This is a genomic window from Micromonospora sp. Llam0 (assembly GCF_003751085.1).
GTDB lineage: Bacteria > Actinomycetota > Actinomycetes > Mycobacteriales > Micromonosporaceae > Micromonospora_E.
In genome coordinates this window covers 394526-412487 of sequence record NZ_RJJY01000001.1, presented here as the reverse complement: position 1 = coordinate 412487, position 17962 = coordinate 394526, and the positions used below count along the sequence as shown (strand labels likewise).

Here is a 17962-nt window from a genome sequence, read left to right as displayed (position 1 = left end):
GTAAGCCCAGTATGGCGGAGGGAGAAAACCTTCTGTCAAATCATCTGATGTCATCCCAAGCGCATCGAGGAAACTATCCAGACAATCGACTGACGTTGAAATTCGCAGTATCAGATTTCGACCCCAGTCATCTTCCTCGGGAGCATCCCAGAATCGAACATCAGATAAAGCGCAATGGGGTAATTTCAAGTCGTAGTCCTTCAGCGACTCCTCTAGCGAACTAGCCGATCGACTACCCGGATAAGATCTTCCGTCCTTCGAGACAGTGAACTCGTCGATCGAACTACAACCAGCCAACGTCAGGGCAGCAAGGACGATTGTCACCGCAGCCGATAAAGATGATTTACGCAGAGCTCCACGGAAAGCCCTGGCTGGATACTTCAGCACGCAGCAACGAACAGGACCAACAATCATCACGCACACGCCTGACCCAGGAGCAGTATGGCTACCACCAAAGGATTCGACATGACCGCACCCCTGTCACAGATCTCACCAGTCTCGAACCTCCACCGCGTCCTTTGAACGCTGAGGGCACCACTCAGCACCGGTCCGTCACCCGCCTCACCGTACTCGGATCTCGGATCATCGTGGCGGACACCACCTGCGCAGGTCGAACAGGTCTCTCGCCACCAGGCCGAACAACTTCGGTCCACGTTCGAAGGGGTTCATGGCGGCCAGTTCGGGGATCTGATGGATGTGACGGTACAACGAAAGGACAGAGAGCGAGTGCGTAATAATCGCAGCAAAGACCACCACGAAAATGAATTCGATCGCCGTCCTGAACACTGCCACCGGCCCACCCAGCAGGATCGCCAGGACCGAGACACCGACGATCAGGAACGCGAGCAAGGCGATCCTCAGGGAACGGATCGCCCGCCAGTAGGCCTGGGCCTCCCGGACACGCCGCACCGGATCGTCGGCAGCTCTCACCAGTACCGTACGTCCAACGCGTCCTTGAGCACTGACGCATCGAGGTCGAGCATCGGCATCCTCCATTCGAAGTGGGCCAGGTAGCGCAGCGGCAACGTCACGATCAGCCCGAAAACGATGACGATTGGCAACACGAACCAGACCTGCGGCCAGATGAAGAAGCAGGGCAACGCCACGGCCGCCAAGCGCAGAAACCAGGCGCTCAGCCGGTACACCGCCAGTCGCCGGTAGCCGGACGGCGGACTGCCACCCGGCCCCGTCACCCGGACCCCACCTTCCACCCGCTGGCCGTCACGTGGCCAAGTCTGCCAACCGACATCCAGAACGGTACCGCACGGTACAGTTCGGCACATGACAAGGATTACCCTGCGGGAGTTCCGAGACGGTGCGGGCCGGGTGCTGGACGGGGTGGAGCGCACCGGGGAACCGGTCGTCATCACCAAGTACGAGCGGCCCGTTGCTGTCCTGGTCGGCATCGACGAGTGGGAGGAGATCGAGGCGTTCCGGGATCGCCGGGATGCTGCGGCGATCGCCCGATCCCGTGCCGAGGGGCAGTTCGTGCCGTTGTCGGCGGCCCTGGAGTCGCTCGGGGTCGATCCTCGGGAGGTCGAAGCGTTGCTGGCCGACCGCACCGATGGTGCGGCAGCGTGAAGGTCGCCGTCGGGCACCGAAAGGACGTCTACCAGTAGGCCGCCAGGGCCCGACACAACATCTGCCGTAGCGGATCAGTTGGTGGCGTCCAGGGTGGCGGTGATGTCGCGTACCAGGTCCATGGTGTCCTCGACGCCGCAGGAGAGCCGGACGAAGCCCGGTGACGTGTCGTCGCCCCACTGGGCCCGCCGGTCGGCGGCCGTGTGCAGACCACCGAACGACGTGGCCGCCGACACCAGTTTCGACGCGGTCAGGAAGCGGCCCACCCGGTCGGCGTCGCCCAGGTCGAACGACACGATTCCTGGGATGCGCCGCATCTGGGCTGCCGCGACCGCGTACGACGGATCGATCGGCAGGCCGGGCCAGCGTACGCCGGTGACGTCACGGCGCCCGGCCAGCGCGGCAGCGACCGCTTCCGCGTTGGCTGACTGGCGGGCCAGCCGCAGGTCCAGGGTGGCCAGTGACCGGTGGGCGAGCCAGCAGTCGAACGGCCCCGGCACCGACCCGGTCAGCTTGCGCCACCGCTTCGCATCGGCCAGCGCCGCCGCCGAGCGGGTGGCCAGGTAGCCGAGCAGCAGATCCGAGTGACCGGTCAGTGCCTTGGTGCCGGAGGCGACCACGATGTCCGCACCCAGGTCCAGCGGCCGCTGCCCGAGCGGGGTCGGCGCGGTGTTGTCGACAGCGACCAGCGCGCCGGCGTCGTGCGCCGCCGCCGCGAGCGCGGCGACGTCGCAGACGTCCAGCCCCGGGTTGGCCGGGGTTTCCAGCAGCACCAGCCGCACCCCGGCGAAATCCGGGTACGGTCCGGCGGTCGCCATCAGCCGCACGGTCACGCCGATCGGCTCCAGCACCGTGGCGGCCAACGCCCGCACCGTGTAGTAGCCGTCGGCGGGCAGCAGCACCGTGTCGCCGGGCCGCAGCGCGGTCAGCAGCAGCGCGGTGATCGCCGCCTGGCCGCTGGCGAAGACGAGCGTGTCGCCGCCTTCCAGGTCACCGATGGCCGATTCGAGCGCCCGCCGGGTCGGGTTGTCCTCCCGGGCGTAGCCGTCGCGGTCCGGCGACGGCCCGGTCACCGGGTCCAGGTGGTACGGGGCGGCGAACACCGGGCCGGGCAGGAACGGCTGGCCGGGCGTCGGCTCGGGCAGCCCCGCGGCGACACACCGGGTGCCGTCGCCGTACCCCGGGTCGCGGGAAGTGGCGGTCATGACGTTCATCCTCACCGACGTCGCCGGCTGGCGGCAGAGCCTATTCCGGTTTCGTGGCCCGCGTCATCAGCAGCGTCAACGCGGTACGCGGGTCCAGGCCCTCGTGGCAGATCCGTTCCACCTGCTCGGTGATCGGCATCTCCACCCCGTGCGCGCGAGCCAGGTCCCGGATCGACAGGCAGCTTTTCACCCCTTCGGCGGTCTGCCGGGTGGCGGCCTGCGCCTGTTCCAGGGTCTCCCCCCGGCCCAGGTGCTCGCCGAACGTCCGGTTGCGCGACAGCGGCGACGAGCAGGTGGCGACCAGGTCACCGAGGCCGGCCAGGCCGGAGAAGGTCAGCGGGTCGGCACCGAGCGCCACCCCCAGCCGGGCCGTCTCGGCCAGCCCTCGGGTGATCAGGGTGGCCTTGGTGTTGTCACCGAGGCGCATCGCGGTGGCGATGCCGTACGCCAGGGCGATCACGTTCTTCACCGCCCCGCCCAGCTCGCAGCCGATCACGTCGTCGTTGGTGTACGGCCGCAGGTAGCCGGTGAGCATCGCCTGCTGCACGGCGGCGGTCCGGCCAGCGTCGGTGCCGGCGACGACGCTGGCGGCCGGCTGCTCGGCGGCGATCTCGGCGGCCAGGTTGGGGCCGGAGACCACCACCACCCGGTCCGGGCCGACCCCGGTGGTCTCGACGATCACCTCGCTCATCCGTTTGGTGGTGCCGAGTTCGATCCCTTTCATCAGGCTGACCAGGGTCGCGTCGGGGCCGATGTGCGCGGCCCAGTCACCCAGGTTGCCGCGCAGCGTCTGCGACGGTACGGCGAGCACGACCAGCCCCGCGCCCTTGATCGCCTCGGCGGCGTCGCTGGTGGCGGTGACCCGGTCGGGCAGCCGCACCGCCGGCAGGTAGTCGGGGTTGGTGCCGTACTCGCGGATCGCGGCGGCGACCTGCTCGCGCCGGGCCCAGAGGACCACGTCGGCGCCAGCGTCGGCGAGCACCTTGGCGTACGCGGTCCCCCACGAGCCGGCACCCAGGACGACGGCCCGGCCGGTCCCGGTCACTGTCCCGGCTCCGGGGTGCCGGTGGACCGGTTGTTGCGGCGGGCGCTCGGGGTGTACAGCGGCGGCGCCTCGCCGCCCCGGATCTCGGCGACCATGTCCCGCAGCCGCAGCATCATGGTCTCGGTGATCTCCTCCAGCACCGCCCGGGTCGGCTCGGCCCCGGCCCATCTGCTCAGGTCGAAAGGTTCGCCGGCGATGACGGTCACCTTCCGGCCGGGCAGCAGGTTCAGTTTCCGGGTCCGCGGGTCGTACATCTGCTGCGGACCCCACATCGCCACCGGCACGACCGGGGCGCCGGTGGTCAACGCCAGCCGGGCCGCGCCGGTCTTGCCACGCATCGGCCACAGGTCCGGCTCACGGGTGGTCGTCCCCTCGGGGTAGATCACCAACGCGCCGCCTTCGTCGACGCCGACGATCGCCGCCTCCAGCGACTTGATCGCGTCGACGCTGCCCCGGTGCACCGGGATCTGCTTCACCTTGAGCAGCCAGCGCCCGATGACCGGGATGGTGAACAGGCTGGCCTTGCCGAGGAACCGGGGCCAGCGGCCGGCCTCGTAGAGGTAGTGACCGATGACCATCGGGTCGGCGTGCGACATGTGGTTGGCGACGACGATCACCCCACCGGTGCCGGGAATGTGCTGCATCCCGGACCAGGTCCGCTTCGTCCATACGAGCAGGGTCGGTTTGACCACCATCACGATGAAGCGTCGCCAGAAGCCCAGTTTCCGCCGCGCCACCCGATCCTCCTCGTCACCACACCCTGGCCACCACCCTGGCCACCACCGGGTCACCACACCCCGACCGCCGTCTTGCCGACCGACGCAGCGAATCATGCCCTGTCCGACCCGGCCAGAGCCAATGCGAGCCCAGCCGGCAGGATGGAGCGGTGCGGAACGCGACCTGGTCGGTGGTGCTGCCGGTCAAGCGGCTCGCGGTGGCGAAGAGCCGGCTGCGGGGTGCGCTCGACGGCGTACCGCATGAGGAGCTGGCGCTGGCCCTGGCCCGCGACACCGTCGCCGCCGCGCTGGCCTGCCCGCTGGTCGCCGAGGTGCTGGTGGTCACCTCGGATCCGGCGGCCACCGCCGCGTTGGGTGGGCTCGGTGCCCGTACCGTCGCCGACCCGGAGCTCACCGGGCCGGAGCTCGGCGCACCGGAGGTGAGCGGGCTGAACGCGGCGGTGACGCACGGGGCCGCGACGGTCGACGCTGGCCGGCCGGTCGCCGCGTTGACCGCTGACCTGCCGGCGTTGCGCCCGGCGGAGCTGGCCGCCGCCCTCGACACCGGCACCGGCGCTGTCCTCGGCACCGTCAGCGCCCTCGACACCGCCGCCGGGGCAGGCGTGGACCGCTGGTTCGTGCCGGACGCCGCCGGCACCGGCACGGTGCTGCTGGCGGCCGCCGTCGGCACCGCGCTGCGGCCGGGTTTCGGCGCCGGATCGGCGGTACGGCATCAACGGTCGGGTGCCGTCCGGTGCGGCGGGGACTGGCCGACGCTGCGCCGGGACGTGGACACCGCCGCCGACCTCGCCGACGCGGCCCGGCTCGGCCTGGGCCGGCACACCGCCGCCCTGTGCCCCAGCGGGTACCGTGCTGGCATGCGACACAGGTCGGTGAGCTGAGATGCAGGGCACGGTGGCGACCTTCGATCCGGCGACCCGCAGCGGCACGGTGCTGCTCGACGACGGGGCGGAGCTGGCGTTCCCGGCGGCCGCGTTCGATGCTTCCGGGTTGCGGCTGCTGCGGCTGGGTCAGCGGGTACGCATCGAGCGTGACGAGTCCGGGCACGTTAACCGCGTCACGTTGCCCACATTCGGCTAGCTGGAGCCGGGCGAATTCATGTCAAGTTCACCGTGATCAGGTCATGATTACCGGGTGACGCCCGCCCCCTCCAGGCGCGCCGCCGCCCGTCCGCGCCGCGCAGCCGACCAGCCCACCGCTGACCAGCCCGCCGGCACCGACCAGTCTGCCGCCGACCAGCCCGACGGCGGCGCGACCGCGACGCCCCGGCCGGCCCGCCGTCAGTCGTCGACCGGCGCCGCCCGCAAATCGGCAGGCGGCACCGCCCGCAAGTCGACGGCCGGCACCGCCCGCAGATCCACGGCCGGCAGCGCCCGCAAGTCCGCGGGCGGTACCGCCCGCCGACGGACCAAGGCGGCACCGGAGGCGGCGCCCCAACCGGCACCCGAGAGCGCGGAACCGGAGGCGGTGGCCGCGCCGGAGACCACCGAGCCGGCGCCGCAGGCGGTGGCCGAGTCCGCAACCAACGCGCCAGCCGCGCCGCTGCCGGTGCAGGCCCCCGACCCGGCCAACCCGGTGTCGGACACCGCCGAACCGGCCGAGCCGGACGAGCCGGCCACCCTGGCCCGTCAGCCGCTGCCCGACGACCGCTTCCTCAACCGGGAGCTGTCCTGGCTCGACTTCAACGCCCGGGTGATCGAGCTGGCCGAGGACCCGCAGACGCCGCTGCTGGAGCGGGCCAAGTTCCTGGCCATCTTCGCCAGCAACCTCGACGAGTTCTTCATGGTCCGCATCGCCGGGCTGAAGCGCCGGCTGCAGGCCGGGCTGCCGGTACGCGGCGGTGACCGGCTGCCGCTGCGTACCCAGTTGGAGCTGATCGGGGCGAAGACCGCCGGCCTGGTCGCCCGGCACGCCCGGTGCTTCACCGAGGAGGTCCGGCCTCGGCTGGCCGCCGAGGGCATCCACCTGATCCGGTGGAGCGATCTGAGCACCGGTGAGCGGGAAGGGCTGCGCACCTACTTCCGGGAGCACATCTTCCCGGTGCTGACCCCGCTGGCCGTCGACCCGGCGCACCCGTTCCCGTACATCTCCAGCCGGTCGTTGAACCTGGCCGTCGCGGTCCGTGACCCGGACGGCGGTCCGGAGCTGTTCGCCCGGATCAAGGTGCCGAACAACGTGCCCCGGTTCGTGGTGGTCAGCCAGGAAGGGCTGGGTGCCCGGTTCCTGCCGGTCGAGGATCTGATCGCCGCCCAGCTCGGTCAGCTGTTCTCCGGCATGCAGGTGGTGGAGTGCCACCTGTTCCGCGTGACCCGCAACGCCGACTTCGAAGTCGACGAGGACCGCGACGAGGATCTGCTGCAGTCGCTGGAGCGGGAGCTCGCCCAGCGCCGGTTCGGCCCGCCGGTGCGGCTGGAGGTGGCCGCCTCCATCTCCGACCACATGCTCGACCTGCTGGTCCGCGAGCTCGACATGGACAGCCACGACGTGCTGCGGGTGCCGGGGCTGCTGGACCTGTCCGCGCTGTGGCAGGTTTACGAGAGCTCCGACCGGCCGGACCTGAAGGACCGACCGTTCGTGCCGGCCACCCACCCGCGGCTGGTCGAGGGCGAGGTGCCGCGCAGCGTCTTCGCCACGTTGCGCGACGGCGACATCCTGGTGCACCACCCGTACCACTCGTTCTCCACCAGCGTGCAGCGGTTCATCGAGCAGGCGGCGGCCGACCCACTCGTCCTGGCGATCAAGCAGACGCTGTACCGCACCAGCGGTGACTCGCCGATCGTCGACGCGCTGATCGAGGCGGCCGCCGCCGGCAAGCAGGTGGTGGTGCTGGTCGAGGTGAAGGCCCGGTTCGACGAGCAGGCCAACATCGGCTGGGCGCGGATGCTGGAACGGGCCGGCTGTCACGTCGTGTACGGCCTGGTCGGGCTGAAGACCCACTGCAAGACCGCCCTGGTGGTACGCCAGGAAGGCAACCAGATCCGCCGCTACTGCCACATCGGCACCGGCAACTACCACCCGAAGACGGCCAGGCTGTACGAGGACTTCGGCATGCTGACCGCCGACCCGGAGGTCGGCGCCGACCTGACCGACCTGTTCAACGTGTTGACCGGCTACAGCCGGCAGACCGCGTACCGGCGGCTGCTGGTCGCCCCGCACGGGGTGCGCAGCGGGCTGATCGAGCGGATCGGGCGGGAGGTCGCCCATGTCCGCGACGGCCGGGGCGGGCTGGTCCAGATCAAGGTGAACTCGCTGGTCGACGAGGAGCTGGTGGACGCGCTGTACCGGGCGTCGCAGGCCGGCGTACAGGTGGATCTGCTGATCCGGGGGATGTGCACGCTGCGGCCCGGGGTGCCGGGGCTGTCGGACAACATCCGGGTCCGGTCGATCCTCGGCCGGTTCCTGGAGCATTCCCGGGTGTTCCGGTTCGGCAACGACGGCGACGTCGAGTTCTGGATCGGGTCCTCCGACCTGATGCACCGCAACCTGGACCGCCGGGTGGAGGCGCTGGTGCAGGTGACCGACCCGGTGGCCCGCGCCGAGCTGGACCAGCTGATGAGCGACGCGTTCAGCCCGGACTGCGAGTCGTTCGAGCTGCACCCCGACGGCACCTGGAGCCGGCACCGGTCGACCGACGAACGGCCGCTGGTGCATCTGCAGGAGCGGCTGCTCCGACGATTCATCGGCACCGGCAAATAGCTCCTGCTGCCGCCGGCGGTCGGCGGGCCGGCGACGCCCTGTCGACAGCGGCGGCCCCTGGTCGGCGGCGCTAGGCTGGCCCGATGGTGGAGGAGGAACGCAAGTACGAGGTCGAGCCGGGTTTCACCGTGCCGGACCTGTCCGGCTGTCTGCCGGACGGTGGCCGGCTGGTGCAGCAGCCGGCGGTGAAGCTGACCGCCACCTACTACGACACCCCGGATCTGCGGCTGGCCCGCGCCGGGGTGTCGCTGCGCCACCGGGTGGGCGACTCGAAGCCGTGGACGGTGAAGCTGCCCGCCGACGCGCCCGGCGTACGGCATGAGATCAGCCGGTCCGGCAAGCGCGGCAAGCCGCCGACGGAGCTGGTGTGGCTGGTCACCGCGTACTCGCGGGGGGTGGAGCTGACGCCGGCCGCGACGGTGCGCACGGTACGCACGGTGCTGGAGTTGCGCGACGCCGACGACGCGCTGCTGGTGGAGCTGGCCGACGACGCGGTGTCGGTGTTGGACGGCAAGACGGTCCGGTCGCGGTTCCGCGAGGTGGAGGTCGAGCTGAAGGCCGCCAAGCGGTCGCTGCTGGACCGGGTCGAGGCCGACCTGGTCGCGGCGGGGGCGACCGCCGGCGGGTTCACTCCGAAGCATGTACGGGCGTTGGGCGCGGCCGCCGCCGGGCCGGCGGACCTGCCGGCGGTCGAGGACCTGCCGGCCAAGCCGACCGCCGCCGACGTGGTCACCCGGGCGGTCCGCGACGGCGTCGCCCGGATCGTGGCGCACGATCCGCTGGTGCGGCTGCACGCCCCGGTCGGCGACGACGACACCGCCGTGCACCAGATGCGGGTGGGGTGCCGGCGGCTGCGCAGCGACCTGCGGACCTTCCGGGCGTTGGTGGACCGCGAGTGGGCGGGTGCGCTGCGCGACGAGCTGAAGTGGGTCGCCGGGGTGCTCGGTGGTGCCCGCGACGCCGAGGTGCTGCGGGACCGGTTGCGGCGTACCGCCGGGGCGGACCCGTTGGCGCCGCTGCCGTCGGCGGCGGTCGAGCTGATCGACGCGACGCTCGCCGACCGGCAGGCGGCGGCACTGGCCGAGGTGGACGCCGCGCTGCGCTCCGACCGGTACGTTGCCCTGGTGGAGATGCTGGTGCAGGCGGCCCGGGAGCCGCGACTGACCGAGGCGGCGGCCGGCCCGGCTGCCGAGGTGCTGCCTCGGCTGGTGGCCAAGCCGTGGCGCCGGTTGGCGTTCGGCGGCAGCGGCGTGGACGGTGCCGCCGACCTGACCCTGGACGCTTCCGACGAGCGCTGGCACGCGGTGCGGATCAACGGCAAGAAGGCCCGGTACGCGGTGGACGCGGTGGCGCCGGTGATCGGCGGTGGCGCGGCGAAGCTGGCGAAGGCGTTGTCGAAGGTGCAGAACCTGCTCGGCGAGCATCAGGACGCGGCGGTGGCCGCCGAGACCTGGCAGGGGGTGCTGGCCGAGCATCCAGACGACCACGAGTTGGCGATGACCGTCGGCCGGCTGGTCGAGCGGGAGCGGGCCGCGATCCGGGCGGCGCGGGCGGAGTTCGCCGCCGCCTGGGAGCGGGCGTCAGCGGGGCAGCGGACGAAGTGGCTGCCGTGACCGAGGTCCGGGCCGCCGGCGGGGTGGTGTGGCGGACCGACGACAGCGGAGCGGTGCAGGTGTGTCTGGTGCACCGGCCCCGGCACGACGACTGGTCGCTGCCGAAGGGCAAACTGGAGCCGGCGGAGCATCCGTTGGCGGCGGCGGTGCGGGAGGTCGGTGAGGAGACCGGGATCCGGGCGGTGCCGCAGGTGCGGCTGCCGTCGATCCGCTACACCATGCCGGACGGCAACCTGAAGGTGGTCGACTACTGGTCGATGCGGGCGGTCGAAGCGTCGTCCGGGCCGGTGCCGGTCGACGCCGCCGACGAGGTCGACGAGCTGTGCTGGCTGCCGTTGGCGCAGGCGCGGCAGCGGTTGACGTACCGGCACGACGTGGGGGTGCTGCACGGGTTCGCGCAGTTGCCGCCGGTGACCGCGACGCTCACCCTGGTGCGGCACGCGCATGCCGGCAGTCGGGACACCTGGCCGGGTCCGGACAGTGCCCGCCCGTTGGACACCGCCGGGCTGCGGCAGGCGCAGGCGTTGGCGGCGTTGCTGGTGCTGACCGGGCCGTGTCGGGTGCTGTCGGCGTCGCCCCGGCGGTGTGTGCAGACGGTCGCCCCGCTGGCGCAGGCGCTGGATCTGCCGGTCGAAGTGGAGTCGGTGTTCGACGAGCCGGCCGCCGGCCAGCAGCCGGACGAGAACGCGTTGGCGGCGGCGGGCCGACTGACCGAGTTGGCGGCGGCCGGTACGCCGGCAGCGGTGTGCAGTCAGGGCAAGGTGATCCCGGCCGCGTTGACGGTGCTGACCCGGCGGGCGGCGGCGGATCACCGTACCGCCAAGGGCGGCGGCTGGTTGTTGTCGTTCGCCGGGGAGCGGCTGGTCGGCGCGGACCGGCTCTAGCAGTCCTGTCCGATACGAAGGCGCCCACCGCCGGTACGGCGGTGGGCGCCTTCGCGCTGCTGCTGTCCGGCCGGTGTGGCCGGACGGCTCAGCGGGTGGTTTTACGGGCGGTGGACTTGCGCGCCGGGGCCTTCTTCGCCGTCGACTTCTTCGCCGCCGCCGACTTGGCCCCGGTCGACTTCGCCGCCGTCGACTTGGCCGCGGTGGACCGCGTCGCGGTGGTCTTCTTGGCCGCGGACTTCTTGGCCGGCGCGGCCGCCGCGGACCGGGTGGTCTTGGCGGCGGCGGTCTTCTTCGCCGTACCGCCGGCCGCCCGCTTCGCCGGCGCCTTGGTGGCGGTCGCCTTGGCGGCCGTACCGGTGGACTTCGCCGCGCCACGGGCGGTGCTCTTGGCCGCCGTGGACTTGGCCGCGGTGGCCTTCGTCGCCGTGGACTTGGCCGCGGTCGACTTGGCCGCGGTGGCCTTCGGCGCCTTGCCGCTTGCCACCATGTCCTTGAAGCCCGCGCCGGGCCGGAAGACCGGCACCGAGGTCTTCTTGACCTTCACCGACTCGCCGGTACGCGGGTTGCGCGCTGTTCGAGCCGCGCGGACGCGCTTCTCGAACACCCCGAAACCGGTGATACCCACCCGGTCGCCCTTGGTGACCGCCGATTGAACCTCGGCCAAGACGGCGTCGAGCGCCGTCGTCGCCGTCTTGCGGTCTCCCAGGCGAGCAGCGAGCGCATCGATGAGCTCTGCCTTGTTCACGAGTTCCCTCCCGTATGTGCAACTGGACTCAACGAGCCATTCTGCGCGCACGGTATGCCCTGTACCGGCAGGACACAAACATCTGCCGGAAAAAAGTCCTTGTGTCGTAACGGATTCGCCCCCAACCGGTGGCCCGGGTCGGCCGGTTGGTATAGCCGGACGGTTGGCAGGCCACCGGATGGGGGCGGAATCGGCGTCGGGAACCCGTTGGGAAGGGGCCGGCTCGACGGTTGTGCGCTATGCCACGACGGGCTTGAACGACAACCGCCCGCGCTCGTACTCGGTGATGGCCGACTCGTGACGCAGGGTCAGTCCAATGTCATCCAATCCCTCCATCAGCCGCCACCGGCTGAAGTCGTCGATCGGGAACGACCAGCCGGAGGCACCGGCCCTGACCTCCCGGCTGGCCAGGTCGACGGTCACCTCGGCGGCCGGGTCGGCCTCGACCAGCGACCACAATTCCTCAATGGCGGGCATTTCCAACTCGACCGGCAGCAGCCCTTCCTTGAGCGCGTTGCCGCGGAAGATGTCGCCGAAGCGGGGGGACAGCACGGCCCGGAAGCCCCAGTCCCGTAGCGCCCACACCGCGTGTTCACGCGATGACCCGGTGCCGAACTCGGGGCCAGCGACGAGAATGGATGCTCCGGAATACGAAGGATTGTTCAGAACGAATCCCGGATCCTCGCGCCAGGCATTGAACAGACCGTCGGCGAAGCCGGTCCGGGTCACCCGCTTGAGGTACACCGCCGGGATGATCTGATCGGTATCTACATTAGATCGGCGCAGCGGGACGGCGGTCCCGGTGTGCACGGTGAACTTGTCCATGTCGTGATCCCGTCTCGTGGTGCGTGTCCAGCGGCGGTCAGTTGAGGTCCGCCGGCGCGGCCAGCCGGCCCACCACGGCGGTGGCGGCGGCCACCGGCGGCGACACCAGGTGGGTACGCCCGCCCCGGCCCTGCCGGCCCTCGAAGTTGCGGTTGGAGGTGGAGGCGGAGCGCTCCCCCGGCTTGAGCGTGTCCGGGTTCATGCCCAGGCACATCGAGCAGCCGGCGAACCGCCACTCGGCACCGGCGTCGGCGAAGACCTTGTCCAGCCCTTCGTTCTCGGCCGCCTCCCGGACCTTGGCCGACCCGGGCACCACGAGCATCCGTACCCCGTCGGCGACCTTGCGCCCGCGCAGCACGTCGGCCGCGGCCCGCAGGTCCTCCAGCCGGCCGTTGGTGCAGGAGCCGACGAAGACCACGTCGACCGGCACGTCACGCAGCGCGGTGCCCGGCCGCAGGTCCATGTACTCCAGCGCCCGGTGGGCGGCGACCCGCTCCGCGTCGGTGTCGAACTGCTCCGGGTCGGGCACGACGGCGCTCAGCGCGGCACCCTGTCCGGGGTTGGTGCCCCAGGTCACGAACGGCGTGATCTCGCTGGCGTCCAGGATCACCTCGGCGTCGAACGTCGCCCCCTCGTCGGCGGCCAGACTGGACCAGTACGCCACGGCGGCGTCCCAGTCGGCACCCTGCGGCGCGTTCGGCCGGCCCTTGAGGTACGCGAACGTGGTCTCGTCCGGCGCCACCATGCCCGCCTTGGCACCCCACTCGATGGACATGTTCGCCACCGTCATCCGGCCTTCCATGGAGAGCCGGCGGATCGCCTCGCCCCGGTACTCGACCACGTAGCCGCGACCACCGCCGGTGCCGACCTTGGTGATCAGCGCCAGCACCAGGTCCTTGGCGGTGACCCCCGGGCCGAGTTCGCCGGTGACGGTGACCGCCATCGTCTTCGGCCGGGACTGCGGCAGCGTCTGGGTGGCCAGCACGTGCTCGACCTCACTGGTGCCGATGCCGAAGGCGAGCGCGCCGAACGCACCGTGGGTCGCGGTGTGCGAGTCGCCGCAGACGATCGTCATGCCGGGCTGGGTCAGGCCCAGCTGCGGGCCGATGACGTGCACGATGCCCTGGTTGTCGTCGCCCAGGGCGTGCAGCTTGATGCCGAACTCGGCGCAGTTGCGGCGCAGCGTCTCGATCTGGGTACGCGACGTCGGGTCGCTGATGGTGAGCAGGTCGCCGCGCCGGCTGTTGAACGCGGGGTCGGCGTACCCGGTCGGGGTGTTGTGGTCCTCGGTGGCGAGGGTCAGGTCGGTCCGGCGCACCGGCCGGCCGGCCATCCGCAGCCCGTCGAAGGCCTGCGGACTGGTGACCTCGTGCAGCAGGTGCAGGTCGATGTAGAGCAGGTCCGGCTCGCCCGCGGCGGATCGCACCACGTGCGCGTCCCAGACCTTCTCGGCCAGGGTCCTGGGCGATGTCGGCTTCGAAGTGGCTCCCACCATCTGGACATCCTAAATTCTGGGAGGTATGTTTCGGCTTGTGGGACACAGTATGAGCGGTGTCGGCGTTCTCGACAAGGCGGTGGTGATCCTCGCGGCCTGCGTGGACGGCGCCAGCCTGGCCGAACTCGTCGACCGGACCAAGCTGCCCCGGGCCACCGCGCACCGGTTGGCGCAGGCCCTGGAGATCCACCGGATGCTGGTCCGGGACACCCAGGGGCGGTGGCGGCCCGGCCCCCGGCTGGGTGAGCTGGCCAACGCCGCGCCCGACGTGCTGCTGACCGCCGCCGAGCCGCTGCTGGCCGCGCTGCGCGACGCCACCGGCGAGAGCGCACAACTCTACCTGCGCCGGGCCGATGAGCGGATCTGCGTCGCCGCCGCCGAGCGGGCCAGTGGCCTGCGCGACACCGTGCCGGTGGGCTCGGTGCTGCCGATGACCGCCGGGTCCGCCGCCCAGATCCTGCTGGCCTGGGAGCCGCCCGAGGCCGTCATGCCGCTGCTGCCCCGTTGCAAGTTCACCGGCCGTACGCTCGCCGAGGTGCGCCGGCGTGGCTGGGCGCAGAGCGTCGCCGAGCGGGAGGCCGGGGTGGCCAGCGTCTCCGCGCCGATCCGGGACCGCACCGGTCGGGTGATCGCCTCGGTCAGTGTCTCCGGGCCGATCGAGCGGCTCGGCCGCCGGCCGGGTGAGCGGCACGCCATGGCCGTGGTCCGCGCCGGGCAACGACTCTCCGGGCTCTGAGCCGCTCCGGAGTTTCTGAGCCCCCGCGTTTCCGGATCCCGGCAAGTTCGCGAATACCCGACGCAGGCCGGGCCATGTCCGGCATGATGGTCAGCGGCGACGGCAGGTGACCGGGCGGCAGGTGACCGGACCGGTGCCGACGAAAAAGGCGCCCTCGCGGAGGAGGGCGCCTTGAGCGCTGTAGCCCCGACCGGATTCGAACCGGCGCTACCGCCTTGAGAGGGCGGCGTCCTGGGCCGCTAGACGACGGGGCCAGAACTTTCCTGGTGCAAACTACCGTTTCGTGCTGCTGTGTCCTGTTGGACACGGTGCCGAACTCTAACAGAGACCAGCACCCCGACGCCATCTGGAGCCTTCCGGCGTCGGTGGCTGGGGTACCAGGACTCGAACCTAGACTAACTGAACCAGAATCAGTCGGGCTGCCAATTACCCCATACCCCATCGGTGCTCGCTGCACCGGGACAGAACTCTACCTGACCCCATGGTGCGCGCCAAATCGGGATACCGCAGCGGTTTGCCTCAGTCCGCCGCGACCACCGGGTTGGCCAGCTCACCGATGCCCTCGATCCGGACCGACACCGTGTCGCCGGCGGTCAGCTCGCTCACCCCGGCCGGCGTCCCGGTCAGGATCACGTCACCGGGCAGCAGCGTCATCACGTGTGACACGTACGACACCAGGGTCGGCACGTCGAAGACCATCTGCTTGGTCCGGCCCAGCTGGCGTACGTCCATCTCGTCCGGCTTCGGACCCACCTCGCAGCGGACCTCCAGGTCGGTGACGTCCAGCCCGGTGACGATCCACGGGCCGATCGGGCAGAACGAGTCGAAGCCCTTCGCCCTGGTCCACTGGCCGTCCGACCGCTGCAGGTCCCGGGCGGTGACATCGTTGGCGCAGGTGTAGCCGAAGATCGCCCGCTCGGCGGCGGCCCGGTCGGCGCGCCGGGCACCGGGCGGTCCGATCACCACGGCGAGCTCCGCCTCGTGCTCCACCTGCCGGGACTGGGCGGGCAGCCGGATCGCGTCCCGTGGACCGATCACCGACGTCGACGGCTTGAGGAACAGCAACGGCTCGGCCGGCACCTCGGCACCGTGCTCGGCGGCGTGGTCGGCGTAGTTGCGCCCGACGCACACCACCTTGCTGGGCAGGATCGGCGACAGCAGCCGGACGTCGGCCAGCGCCCAGCGCTGCGACGTGAAGGTCAGCTTGCCGAACGGGTGGCCGTCGACCTCGGCGACGGTCAACGCCTCGGGGCCGGCTCCCGGCTCCCCCTCGACGACCCCGAACGACATTCCCTTGCCATGGGCGAAACGAGCGATACGCACCCGGTCAATGTATCGTCCCGCGCCTGCGCCGCCCCGCCGGTCACGGCAAAGGGCGACAACCGTCACGGCGAGGGCGACAACGGTCACCGCGAGGACCGGGAATTTAGCACCGGTCACCGGATCAGGTGGCGGAACCGCGCTTTACCGGCCGGACGGCCGGTGCCGGCCTACCGTTCGGGTCGGGGGCGGAAACGAGATGGTGATGTCATGGTGGCGACACGCGCTGCGGGCCGGGCTGTTCGGCGCCGCTCTGGTGGTCGGCGGGGGGATCCTGGCACCGGGTGCGGCCCCGGCGCGGGCCGAGTGGGCTGCTTCGGCACGGGCCGAGGGGCAGGAACTGGTCGCGGTGACGATCAACGAGATCGGGCAGAGCGCGGCGACCTACCGGGTCGAGGCGGTCAACCGTACGGTGTCCCCGGTCGACGTCACCCTGCGGATGGCCGTACCGAGCACCACCTCGGTGGCCACGGTCGGCGCCGGCGGCCGGGTCGACGCCTCGGAGATCACCTGGCAGTTGAGCCTGCCGGCGAACAGCGGGCAGACGGTCACCGCGTCGTTCCGGCCGGGCGGCGCCGGCACCGCGCAGACCTTCCCGGTCTGCGCGTACCAGCGGGACACCGCACGGCCGTACGACTGCGCGAGCGCCCGGTGGACCCCGACGGCCGGCATCGAGGCGGCGGACCCGGCCTGGTGGCAGCGCCCGTCGGTGCCGCTGATCGGTGGGCTGTCCGCACTCGTCGTGGTGGCGATGATCGGGTACGGGTGGCGGCGCCGACTGCGGGAACGTCGGGTCGACCGACGCCGGGTGGTCACCCCGGCCGGGCGGCGGGTGCGGTTGCCGGCGGCGGCGGCCGTGCCGAAGCGCCGCTGGCGCCCGGCGACGCCGCTGGTGTTCGGCCTGCTGCTGGCGATGCTGACCGGGCTGGCGGTGGCGGCGGTACGCGCGGTGAGCTACGGCACCGAGGTGCTGGACCGGGCCAACCAGCCGGCCAGCGGGTGGATCGGCGCGCCACCGGCCGGCGGGTTCGGAGTGCTGCTGACCGAGGCCGCCTTCGAGTTCACCGTCTTCCGGATGGCCTGCGCGCCGGCTGGTGGGCAGGACCGGCGGTGTGTCGCCACGGTCGGGTTGCGCAACCGCAGCGACACCGAACAGTTCTGGTACGGGCCGTTGCAGCGGGCGTACCTGCCGACCGGTGACTGGGTCGGGGTGGACGAGGCGGCGACCCGGCAGGAGAACGGCAGCCGGGACGTCTTCGCCGAGCCGGTGCCGCCCGGCGGCCGGATGCTGGTCCCGCTGGCCTTCACGGTCAGCGGCGAACTGATCCCGGTCCGGTTGGAGCTGCGTAGCGGCGCGTTCTCCGCCGGGGTCGCCGTCGGATGGACCTGACGGCTCGACCCCGGCAGCCCGGGCTGACGGGCTGACGGGCTGGACCCGGCAGGCGGGTTCAGGACAGCCCGAGCGGGTGCATGCCGACCAGCATCGCGAACCGGTGCCCACCGGTGGCGGTGCCGTCACGGGCGACACCGGCCTGCTCGAACCGCCGCATCAGGGCCTGCAGCTCGTGGCGGAACTCGGCGATCCGGTCCACCGGGATCTCGGCGACTCCCCGGCTGAGCATCATCCGGACCGGGTCGGGCGCCTCGCTGCTGCCGGAGATGGTGCCGGCGTTGAGTCCGGCCTCGATCTCGTCCTTGATCTGGTCCAGCAGGGTGGCCACCACCTCGTGCACCGAGCTGGGTTCCTCGCCGGAGCGCCGGTGGAAGGTCAGATTGAGCTGGCCGGCACCGTACTGCTTCTCGATGATGCCGTTGACCACCCGGGTGTCCCGGATGTGCAGCAGCTGGTGCTGTTCCAGCTGGTTGATGTGGTAGTAGATCTTGGTGGGCGCGACGCCCACGATCTTCGCCAGCTCCTTGGCGGTCCAGGTCCGCTCGGGCTCGGACATCGCGAGCTCCAGGACCCGCATCCGGATGGGGTCGGCGAGCGCCTTGAGGGTAGCCACGTCCTCGATCACCCGGCTGGCCATCAGCTCAGTCACCGCAGACCTCCGTTCAACCAACGTTCCACGGTTGA

18 protein-coding genes and 2 tRNA genes are annotated in these 17962 nt (G+C 71.3%); 8 read left to right on the top strand and 12 right to left on the bottom strand.

The window, feature by feature from the left end; all coding sequences use genetic code 11:
- Nucleotides 1–582: 582 nt before the first annotated feature.
- The gene (locus tag EDC02_RS01955) at nucleotides 583–930 is read right to left on the bottom strand and encodes a hypothetical protein (protein WP_148083307.1); all 348 of its coding nucleotides are present in this window, start codon (nucleotides 928–930) and stop codon (nucleotides 583–585) included.
- Nucleotides 927–1193: a hypothetical protein gene (locus EDC02_RS01950; protein WP_148083306.1), complete on the bottom strand. Its 267-nt coding sequence runs from the start codon at nucleotides 1191–1193 to the stop codon at nucleotides 927–929. The genes EDC02_RS01955 and EDC02_RS01950 overlap by 4 nt, the downstream gene beginning before the upstream one ends.
- Nucleotides 1194–1281: 88 nt before the next feature.
- On the opposite strand from EDC02_RS01950, the gene EDC02_RS01945 reads away from it, so the two are divergent.
- Nucleotides 1282–1581 (top strand): type II toxin-antitoxin system Phd/YefM family antitoxin, encoded by a 300-nt coding sequence (locus EDC02_RS01945; protein WP_199757470.1) that lies wholly within the window; start codon nucleotides 1282–1284, stop codon nucleotides 1579–1581.
- Between the two features lie 74 nt (nucleotides 1582–1655).
- Here the strand turns inward: EDC02_RS01945 and EDC02_RS01940 are convergent, their stop codons facing one another.
- Genes EDC02_RS01940 through EDC02_RS01930 form a run of 3 tightly spaced genes read right to left on the bottom strand, consistent with a single transcriptional unit; the run spans nucleotide 1656 to nucleotide 4568 of the window.
- Complete coding sequence (locus tag EDC02_RS01940; protein WP_123604402.1) at nucleotides 1656–2786, bottom strand: cystathionine gamma-lyase; 1131 nt, start codon at nucleotides 2784–2786, stop codon at nucleotides 1656–1658.
- Between the two features lie 40 nt (nucleotides 2787–2826).
- Nucleotides 2827–3831, bottom strand: coding sequence for an NAD(P)H-dependent glycerol-3-phosphate dehydrogenase (locus EDC02_RS01935; protein ID WP_123600459.1), 1005 nt, complete (start codon nucleotides 3829–3831; stop codon nucleotides 2827–2829).
- Nucleotides 3828–4568 carry a 1-acyl-sn-glycerol-3-phosphate acyltransferase gene (locus EDC02_RS01930; RefSeq protein ID WP_123604401.1) on the bottom strand — a complete coding sequence of 247 codons (741 nt, stop codon included), beginning with the start codon at nucleotides 4566–4568 and terminating at the stop codon, nucleotides 3828–3830. The genes EDC02_RS01935 and EDC02_RS01930 overlap by 4 nt, the downstream gene beginning before the upstream one ends.
- 149 nt (nucleotides 4569–4717) lie before the next feature.
- Between EDC02_RS01930 and cofC the strand changes: the two genes are divergently transcribed.
- The 5 genes from cofC to EDC02_RS01900 all read left to right on the top strand — a co-directional run bounded on the left by cofC (nucleotide 4718) and on the right by EDC02_RS01900 (nucleotide 10761).
- Complete coding sequence (gene cofC / locus EDC02_RS01925; RefSeq protein ID WP_123600458.1) at nucleotides 4718–5449, top strand: 2-phospho-L-lactate guanylyltransferase; 732 nt, start codon at nucleotides 4718–4720, stop codon at nucleotides 5447–5449.
- A gap of 1 nt (nucleotide 5450) precedes the next feature.
- The gene (locus EDC02_RS01920) at nucleotides 5451–5648 is read left to right on the top strand and encodes a cold-shock protein (protein WP_123600457.1); all 198 of its coding nucleotides are present in this window, start codon (nucleotides 5451–5453) and stop codon (nucleotides 5646–5648) included.
- A 462-nt stretch (nucleotides 5649–6110) separates the two neighbouring features.
- Nucleotides 6111–8264, top strand: coding sequence for an RNA degradosome polyphosphate kinase (locus tag EDC02_RS01910; RefSeq protein WP_370461506.1), 2154 nt, complete (start codon nucleotides 6111–6113; stop codon nucleotides 8262–8264).
- An 83-nt stretch (nucleotides 8265–8347) separates the two neighbouring features.
- Complete coding sequence (locus EDC02_RS01905; protein WP_123600454.1) at nucleotides 8348–9877, top strand: CYTH and CHAD domain-containing protein; 1530 nt, start codon at nucleotides 8348–8350, stop codon at nucleotides 9875–9877.
- Nucleotides 9865–10761: an NUDIX hydrolase gene (locus EDC02_RS01900; RefSeq protein WP_123600453.1), complete on the top strand. Its 897-nt coding sequence runs from the start codon at nucleotides 9865–9867 to the stop codon at nucleotides 10759–10761. The genes EDC02_RS01905 and EDC02_RS01900 overlap by 13 nt, the downstream gene beginning before the upstream one ends.
- Nucleotides 10762–10849: 88 nt before the next feature.
- Here EDC02_RS01900 and EDC02_RS01895 read toward each other — a convergent pair whose 3' ends face one another.
- The 3 genes from EDC02_RS01895 to leuC form a co-directional block, all read right to left on the bottom strand.
- On the bottom strand, nucleotides 10850–11509 hold the full coding sequence (locus EDC02_RS01895) for an HU family DNA-binding protein (RefSeq protein ID WP_123600452.1): 660 nt from the start codon (nucleotides 11507–11509) through the stop codon (nucleotides 10850–10852).
- 237 nt (nucleotides 11510–11746) lie between these two features.
- On the bottom strand, nucleotides 11747–12334 hold the full coding sequence (gene leuD / locus EDC02_RS01890) for a 3-isopropylmalate dehydratase small subunit (RefSeq protein WP_123600451.1): 588 nt from the start codon (nucleotides 12332–12334) through the stop codon (nucleotides 11747–11749).
- Nucleotides 12335–12371: 37 nt separating this feature from the next.
- On the bottom strand, nucleotides 12372–13829 hold the full coding sequence (gene leuC / locus EDC02_RS01885; protein WP_123600450.1) for a 3-isopropylmalate dehydratase large subunit: 1458 nt from the start codon (nucleotides 13827–13829) through the stop codon (nucleotides 12372–12374).
- A gap of 49 nt (nucleotides 13830–13878) precedes the next feature.
- On the opposite strand from leuC, the gene EDC02_RS01880 reads away from it, so the two are divergent.
- A complete protein-coding gene (locus EDC02_RS01880; RefSeq protein ID WP_123600449.1) occupies nucleotides 13879–14565 on the top strand; it encodes an IclR family transcriptional regulator in 687 nt (228 codons plus the stop codon).
- 181 nt (nucleotides 14566–14746) lie between these two features.
- Here the strand turns inward: EDC02_RS01880 and EDC02_RS01875 are convergent.
- The 3 genes from EDC02_RS01875 to EDC02_RS01865 form a co-directional block, all read right to left on the bottom strand.
- Nucleotides 14747–14819 (bottom strand) — tRNA-Glu (locus EDC02_RS01875).
- A 112-nt stretch (nucleotides 14820–14931) separates the two neighbouring features.
- Nucleotides 14932–15006: transfer RNA gene (locus EDC02_RS01870), tRNA-Gln, on the bottom strand.
- Nucleotides 15007–15084: 78 nt separating this feature from the next.
- Nucleotides 15085–15888 carry a fumarylacetoacetate hydrolase family protein gene (locus EDC02_RS01865; protein ID WP_123600448.1) on the bottom strand — a complete coding sequence of 268 codons (804 nt, stop codon included), beginning with the start codon at nucleotides 15886–15888 and terminating at the stop codon, nucleotides 15085–15087.
- A 196-nt stretch (nucleotides 15889–16084) separates the two neighbouring features.
- Here EDC02_RS01865 and EDC02_RS01860 point away from each other — a divergent pair, with 196 nt between their 5' ends.
- The gene (locus EDC02_RS01860; RefSeq protein ID WP_123600447.1) at nucleotides 16085–17275 is read left to right on the top strand and encodes a hypothetical protein; all 1191 of its coding nucleotides are present in this window, start codon (nucleotides 16085–16087) and stop codon (nucleotides 17273–17275) included.
- Nucleotides 17276–17333: 58 nt separating this feature from the next.
- Here EDC02_RS01860 and EDC02_RS01855 read toward each other — a convergent pair whose 3' ends face one another.
- Complete coding sequence (locus tag EDC02_RS01855) at nucleotides 17334–17927, bottom strand: helix-turn-helix domain-containing protein (protein ID WP_158632023.1); 594 nt, start codon at nucleotides 17925–17927, stop codon at nucleotides 17334–17336.
- Nucleotides 17928–17962: the final 35 nt, after the last annotated feature.